The sequence below is a fragment of the Dickeya sp. ws52 genome (assembly GCF_007210685.1).
Taxonomy (GTDB): Bacteria; Pseudomonadota; Gammaproteobacteria; order Enterobacterales; family Enterobacteriaceae; genus Dickeya; species Dickeya chrysanthemi.
Genome location: NZ_SZVX01000011.1, coordinates 180,082 through 186,197 on the forward strand (window position 1 = coordinate 180,082; position 6,116 = coordinate 186,197).

Below are 6,116 nucleotides of genomic sequence, written 5' to 3' on the forward strand. Positions count from 1 at the left end.
TCACTCCTCGTCCGTCGGCAGCAGGCAGTCGTGCATGTAGGCGTCATGCCACAGCCGGGTAAGGTGATAGCGAATCACGATGCCGTCGCCATAGCCGGTGTGGGTGCGGATTTGCAACCGATAAGGGCGCACGCCGTCCTGGCCGTGCGCGGGCGTGTCGTCGCGCCGCCAGCGCAGCGTCAGCTTGTCGGCCCGCGAATGGTAATAGGCGTGGCGGGCGCTGATGCGGTTTTTGCGGCCGAACAGGTTGAACCAAAAACCGCTGGGGGCGCAGGTATTCAGCGCGATGGCATGGATCAGCGCGTAGCGTCCGGAATGACGAATACCGACGCCCGCCACCACCTCAAAAGCCTGGCACCCTTCCAGTTTCGGCGTGAGATCGTGCCATTCGCCGTCGGCGGGCAGCCTGTCGGCCCATTGCGTTCCGGCCCGCCCTTGCGCACCGATCACCCCGTTGACATCAAGCGCGTGGCGCGGTGCCGTGGTGTTGACACCCGCCCGGCCATCCGGGGTGAGCGTCAGCAGCGGATCGGTATCCGCCGTGTTGTCCCGCTCATCGCTTGGGTGGCGGTGGATTCGCAACTGATCGCCGTCCGGTTGCAGGCCGACCGACCACAACGCCCGCGTGGGATCGCTGTCGCGGTAAAACGTCATCAGTCTGGCGTGAGGCTCCAACGCCGCGATCTTCACCCCGTGTTCCGGCGTTTTATCGAACCCTTCTTCGAGGGCGTTGATTGACGAGTCGATCAGATCGGCAAAGTGTTCGGCCGACGGCATAGCGCCCTGACGGAAGTAGTTTTTCAAGGTGCCGCGATTTCGTTTTGCCACTTACCTACTCCTTGTTTCGCTGTCTGCCGTGTTGGCGCACCGGGCGTGCCGTCATCACGGATTACCGGACGGTGATAAAGCTGTCGCCGATGATCAGATCGCCAATACCGATTTTTTCCGGCGGCAACGGCCTGAGATCTGCGCTGAGCCGCAGGTCATGCTGTTCAACCGGCAGGATAATATTCCAGGGATAGCGCGGACTTAGCCCGGTCAGATGCGGGCTGTTTGCGGCGGGAACGCCGGTATTGTTTTTCGGCGCGCCTGCCGCGCTGTCAAACAGTTGCCATTGCAACGCCCGGCTGTCGTGCGTGTCGGCGCTGCGCTGGCGCAGGGTAATCAGCGAAAAGCCGGTGACGAAACGCACGTAATCCAGATGCGCGATGAACGACTCGATTTGATGCAGCGCCACCGGGAAGCCAAAGCCCTGACTGATACCGTCTTCGCGCCACGGGCAGAGATACGCGGAAATATCACGGTTCAGGCGGCGCAGCGCCTGCCCCGGATGGTGCCCTGGCTGGAAGGCGACGGTGCAGCGTACCTGAACCCTGTCGTACACCGGCGAACGGACGGCAATGTCGGCGCCCGGCGGCGCGATGGTCTGCAACCAGCTTTGTATCCGGTGCAGCAATGCGGCGCTGGTGTGCAGGGCATCGCAGGGCTGGTGCCGGCAGGGCGGATGCCGTTGGCGCACCAGCAGCAACACCTGTCCGGGGTGATGACCCGGAACGCCGAAACGGGTATGGGGGAAACAACGCACTTGCTCGATATCCGCAAAGTGCTGTAGCACCAGTCGTTCATAGTCCCAGCCGGTTAACGCCCGCCCTTTGTGGCGCAGTCGTTCGCTGACGCGCTGGCGGAATTGCCGGGTGGACTCACGCGGCGCACCGTCGTTGAGCGGCAGCATCAGGCTGATAGGGCCGAGCCCGGCCGGTGGGGACAGCGCCCGCCAGCCGGGCTCGGCGGCCGGCGGCGGCGTGACGTCGTCATCGTCCTGCCCTTGCGGCCACTGACGGCGTGCCCGCACCACATGGGTGGCGACGTGCAGGCAGTTGGCGTATTCGCCGATGCCCTGCCGGGTACTCACCCGCAACCAATAAAGTGTGTCCGGCATGATGGTGTGGCGATCGTTGATGTCCGGCGGGATCTCCAGCGTGATGATGCCGGAGGTGATAAAACCGCAGGTGGTGTCGGCGATGACCTGATGCGGCGGTAACTCGCGCCAGACGTTATCCACCAGATAACACCACTGAAACGCCTGCCGATGGCGGATAGCGGTGGGCGCGGCCTGATCATCAAGCTGGAAAAACAGGTTCAGCATACCGGTGAGCGATGAAGCCTGTAGCCCGATAAACAGGCTGCCGTCATCGTCGTAGCGGGGAAAAAACGTGACGGCGCGCGCCGCGTCGTCGCCGTTGGCCGCCGGATACCGCACCTCGTGGCCGAACGGATGCAGATGCAGCAGATGGCTATCAGGCGCGGGCGTAGGGTCGGCGCGTCCGGGGAACAGGCGTGAGCAAGCGCGGTAGCTGAGTGTCAGCCGGTTTATCGCCGGGGTATACGGCGGATTGGGCAACGGCAGCGGTGTGCGGCGTTTGGCGTTGTGCAGCAACGTTTGGCTCAGCAATAACGCGTACTGATGATGACCGAAGGCGTGTTCCGGCTCGCATAGCGACAGGCGGAGCATACCGTTGCGGCTGGTGTGGTCAAAGCGAAAATCGTCGGCGTCGATGGCCGGGCGGGTCGGCTGAAACGTCTGTTTCAGGTCGGCATACAGCTGTATGTCGGGGCGTAACCGCTCGCTGCCGGCCGTTTCGGCAAACAGCGCCGTCGGGGCACCGACCTGGCGCCATTCGCCTTCGCGCAGCACCGAGAGCTGTGCATTGAAGCGGCGGTTATCGTCATCGCCGGGATAACCGCGATAGTGCTGACGAAAACCGCCGCTGCCGCCCGGCAGATTGGCCCAGTCGATGGCTAGCGTCACCTCCTGCACCTGCTTGCGGGCCAATTCGTAGCTGGCGATCGTCAGCGCCGACTGGCCGACGGGTTGTGCGCCGAAGGGATAAAACAGTTTGCCGGCGTCGGCCTGACCATCCGGGGTGTAGAGCTGTAACGTTCGAACGCCGGATACCTGCGTGCTGAGCGTCAGCGGGCCGAGCACAAAATCACGCAATACCGAGTAAGGGAAAAACGGCGTTTCCGGTTTGATGGCCAGTTGCAGTGCCGGGGCGTGATAACGCCAGATGTCGCCGTGCAGCGCCGGATCGCAGGGGATCACCGCGTCGAACCCCGGCAACAGGGTAAACGTCAGCCGAAAACCGTACCGGCCGTCGTCGTCGTCGCGCAGCGGATGGAGACGATACGCGGTGATGGGCTGCCAGCCGTTTTCGGTGCTGATGCGCAGCGTGAACAGCTCGCTGCACAGGCGGTAAAAGCTGGCCTGGCGGTTGCCGTTGAACAACGTTTCCAGCAGCAACTGGCTGGCGGCGGGCAGTAACTGGCGGCTGCGCGCCAGAATGCGGCGTTGCTCTTCGTCATTGAGCCAGCGGCGGCGGCTCAGGCATTGACGGCTGAACAGATGCCCCAGCGCCCGGCAGTAACAGGTCGGGTCCTGGGTCTGGCGTAGTACACCGGTCAAAAAATACTGGTACAACAGGCTGATGGCGTCGTCGTCATCACTCTGCTGCAACGCCTGCAACTGACGGGAGGATAACGCCGCCGTCAGCGCATCCAGCAGCGCCGGCGCGGCGTCGTCCGGCAGTAACGGCGCCATGGCGTGCGCCAGCGTCAGCAGTAGCGTTGTCAGCCGCTTTCGCAGTACCGCCGCAGAGGCGGCATCCCGTAGCAAGTAGAGTTGTTGCGCCAACTGTGACCGTTGTGCATCGACCAGCGTAACGGTGAGGCTGACCTGTCGCCGTCCTTCGGGCAGGTAAAGCACCGGGTCGATGATGGCGAAACCCGGCGCAGACGGTGACGGATGGCGCTGCAACGCCGGCGTTTCGCCAAACAGCGACAGCAAGGTACGGGAGCGGGGCTGTTGATGGTCCCACGGCCACAGGCTGTCGCTGTGGATGGCGGTGATGAAATCCAACTCTCGTTCCGGCGACATCAGCGGGTCGCGCTTGAGTAACAGCGAATGCACCTGTTTGACTTCGGCGTCGGTGACCTGCAACGGCTGATCGCTGCAATAAAGCCTGTCGTGCAGCCGCGCATCCTGTCCGTGGCTGAAAACGACGCCGCGTTCAAGTAATACCGGCGCTGCCGAGGGGGATTCCAGCGTTAACTTTAGAAATACGGCGTCGGCCGCGAGCGGTTGCGGTTGCTGGCGCAGCACCCGGCGGTAGTAAAAGTCGAGATGCCGGGGGGTGAACCGGTTGAGCCGGGCCTGCGCCCGGGTAAACAAGGTCAGAAACGTCAGGTAGAGCGCCACTTCCGGCGAGTGGTCGGCATGGGATAGCGCCTGCTGCAGATGGCTTCGGCAGTCGGCCTGCAACTGGCTGACGGCGTTGATCGCGGCGGAAAAGCAGAGCTGTAGCTGCTCTTCCAGCACCTGGATGCCCGGCAACTGCTGCTGGAGCAACTGTTGCTGCTCGCTGGCGATAAACCGCCCGTTGTCATGGCGAATGCCCCACAGCGGGTCGAGCGCCGTCAGGCGCGGGTCGGCCAGCAACGATTGGCGGTAACCGTCCAGCGCCTGCGCCAGAATCACCACGTACTGGAACGGCCTCACCAGTTGTGCCTTCAGGATCGTCTGGATCGTCAGCTTAATGTGGTCGGCGCTGGTGGTGTGGACGGGAAGGAAGGCGCGATACCAGCGATCGAGATTGGCGTAGAGCGCAATCAGGTAAGCCAGCGTGTTACCCATGCCGTGCGACTGCGCCTGGCGAAACCGGCTCTGTTCCAGTGCGGTGTCGAACGACAGGATGATCGCCATACCGGTGACTTCGCTTTTGGCGAAAAGCGTCTGCCAGTTGCCTGCCGTCGGGCCGTTGCCGGCGTCGACACTCAGCTGTGCGGCGATGTCGCTGGCCAGCACCAGCAGCGTTTCAAACGACATTTCATCGGCCAGAAACGCCCCTTCTTCCAGCGCGGGCGGCAGGCGCCGGCGTTGCGAAGCGGCGGGGGGCGGCAACGGTGGATTCCAGTGTACGGTCATGGGCATCGGTCTCGATTAAACAGGGTCGGATAGATTAAACAGGGTCGGATAGGGGGCAAACGGCGCTGGCGGGCAACATCCGCTAGGGCGCGACGACCAGCGTGCCTTCCCGCAAATAGAACGGGTACACCATGTTGCTGCGGGTATTGGTGGCGATCAGGGTGTAATCAAGGCGAATCAATACGGTGCCGTCGGGAGCCGGCGGGTTATCGATGGCGATAGCCTGTAGCCGGATACGGGGCTCAAAAAACAGGATGGCTTGCTCAATCCGGCTTTTTATGTCGGTCAGCGTGGAGAGGGTGAGGTCTTCAAATACCATGCCCTGAATATCGCAGCCGTATTCCGGCGCCATGATACGTTCGCCGGGCCGGGTGGAGAGCAGCAACGCCAGGCTTTGCCGGATATCGTCGTCGCCGCTGGCCATGACGATGCTCTGGGTGGCGGCATCGAATTGCGGCGGGAACCCCCAGCCAGTGCCGAGAAACGCGTTATCGTTATCCACGGTTACCCTCCTATCAATACGGTAAAGTCGCCCAGCGCGATGTTGCCGCCGTGGGCGGTGGTATCGCCGAGACGGGCGGCGGGTTTCCCGCCGATCAGCACGGTGGCGGAGCCTTTTACGATGGCGTCCGGCGGCCCGACGCACACACAGTTATCGCCCAGCACCGCCGCCGGCAGCTTGCCGATCAACACCGTCGGCACACCGGGGCCGATCACCGGCCCGCCGACATGAGGCACCGGCGGCAACCCCGGCGTCACCATCGGGCAGGCATGTAAATCGGTTAGGCGGGCGGCGGGTGGCATAACTATTTCCCTCGTTGCTGGCTGCGGCAAGCAGCCGGATTGCATTGATAATTTATTGGTTTATGGCTAAGCCTTGCGCGGTTTCGTGCCGGATGAGCACTGTCTTTCCTTGTAACGTTGTCGCACGCACGACAAGGAGAGGCTCAAACGCCGCCTCTCCTTGACCACTGGCTGTGTGGCTAAACTGTGCCGCTAACGCGGTCCCTTCGGCGTTCGCCTTCGCTGTTCGGGCCGCCCGTGACGCGTTCCAGACGCGGCACGGGCTTTCGCCGCGTATATGGACGCTCCCAAATTTGCAATCTGTTTTCTTTAAAACGGCATGGCAGGTTGT

4 protein-coding genes are annotated in these 6,116 nt (G+C 62.9%); all 4 read right to left on the minus strand.

Annotated features, from left to right (window positions below; translation table 11 throughout):
• Nucleotides 1-828 carry a hypothetical protein gene (locus FDP13_RS12720; RefSeq protein WP_143839579.1) on the minus strand — a complete coding sequence of 276 codons (828 nt, stop codon included), beginning with the start codon at nt 826-828 and terminating at the stop codon, nt 1-3.
• A 61-nt stretch (nt 829-889) separates the two neighbouring features.
• Complete coding sequence (locus FDP13_RS12725) at nt 890-4,981, minus strand: baseplate J/gp47 family protein (protein ID WP_143839580.1); 4,092 nt, start codon at nt 4,979-4,981, stop codon at nt 890-892.
• Nucleotides 4,982-5,063: 82 nt separating this feature from the next.
• Nucleotides 5,064-5,483 carry a GPW/gp25 family protein gene (locus tag FDP13_RS12730; RefSeq protein ID WP_012768436.1) on the minus strand — a complete coding sequence of 140 codons (420 nt, stop codon included), beginning with the start codon at nt 5,481-5,483 and terminating at the stop codon, nt 5,064-5,066.
• A gap of 2 nt (nt 5,484-5,485) precedes the next feature.
• The gene (locus FDP13_RS12735; RefSeq protein ID WP_012768437.1) at nt 5,486-5,785 is read right to left on the minus strand and encodes a PAAR domain-containing protein; all 300 of its coding nucleotides are present in this window, start codon (nt 5,783-5,785) and stop codon (nt 5,486-5,488) included.
• Nucleotides 5,786-6,116: the final 331 nt, after the last annotated feature.